Origin of the sequence: uncultured Rothia sp. (genome assembly GCF_937976295.1) — a bacterium.
Taxonomy (GTDB): Bacteria; Actinomycetota; Actinomycetes; order Actinomycetales; family Micrococcaceae; genus Rothia.
Window position 1 is genome coordinate 1 of sequence record NZ_CALJRY010000246.1, and the last position, 1,019, is coordinate 1,019.

Sequence of the window (1,019 nt, forward strand, 5' to 3'; positions counted from 1 at the left end):
CATACCGGGCAGGACGAGCTAGACACGGCGGTGCAGGCGTGCCGCCGCTCTAAGGGGTCGTCCGAGCTGTGGTATTGGACGAGGGATGACCGGTCTCAGGACATTTCGCCGCTGGTTGCGGTGACTCTTGCCCATCATGGGCTGTTGGAAAAGCAGAATAGGAAGGCGGGTGCAGGTTGGGCACTTATGTAAATTCCCCGGCGAAGTGGGAAGCCTACTATAACGGCGAGCACCGTCTGGACGCTATCGGTGTGTCTCTACCGCCAAATGTGCGGGTGCTGGAGATGCCGGTGCGTTGGCCGAAGCTGAGCATTGACGTGCTGGTGGAGTCGCTGGTGTTGGATGGGTTCTCTCTGGCTGAGGAGGGGGAAGTCCACGAGGCGCCGGAGAAGCTTAACCGGATCCTGCAAGCGAACAACTTCCGGACGCTGCTGACGTTGGCTTTGACTGAGGCTCTTATCCAGGGCTGCTCGTATATGGTGGTGGGCGGTTCGGCGGATTCGGATATTCCGGTGGTGAGTGTGCACGCCGGGAACGAGTTTGAGCTGGAGAAGGATTATGCCGGGCGCGTGGTGCGTGCGGTACGCCGGTACCGTTCCGGTAAGAGCGAGTACAAGGCGGTGTACGAGCCGAATGTGACCACGTGGTGGCGTGCCGGCGGGTCTGGTGCGGAGTTGGTGGCGCGGGAGGAGCACGGGCTGGGGCGTATCCCGGTGGTGCCTTTCGTGAATCAAATCCGTTTGGGTGAGGCTGGGCGGAGCGAAATTGAGGAGATTCATCAGCTTTGTGATGCCGCTTCTCGCACGATTACGAACTTGCAGGTGGCTCAGGAGCTATTGGCGATGCCGACCCGGTACCTTTTCGGTGATGGGGTGGATGAGGCGCTGTCTGCTGAGGGTGCGGGGCGTATTGAGGCGTACTTTGGGCGTTTCATTGTGGGTCCTTCGGATGCGAAGACTGGCACTATCCCGGGTGCTGACCTGTCCCAGCTGCTGAACACGTTCAAGCTGTATGCGCAG

General features: G+C 60.3%; 1 protein-coding gene. It reads left to right on the forward strand.

Annotation, left to right across the window (positions count from 1 at the left end; all coding sequences use genetic code 11):
- Positions 1-176: 176 nt before the first annotated feature.
- Positions 177-1,019 (forward strand): phage portal protein (locus Q0216_RS06625; RefSeq protein WP_298593927.1); only part of this gene is annotated, 843 nt, incomplete at its 3' end.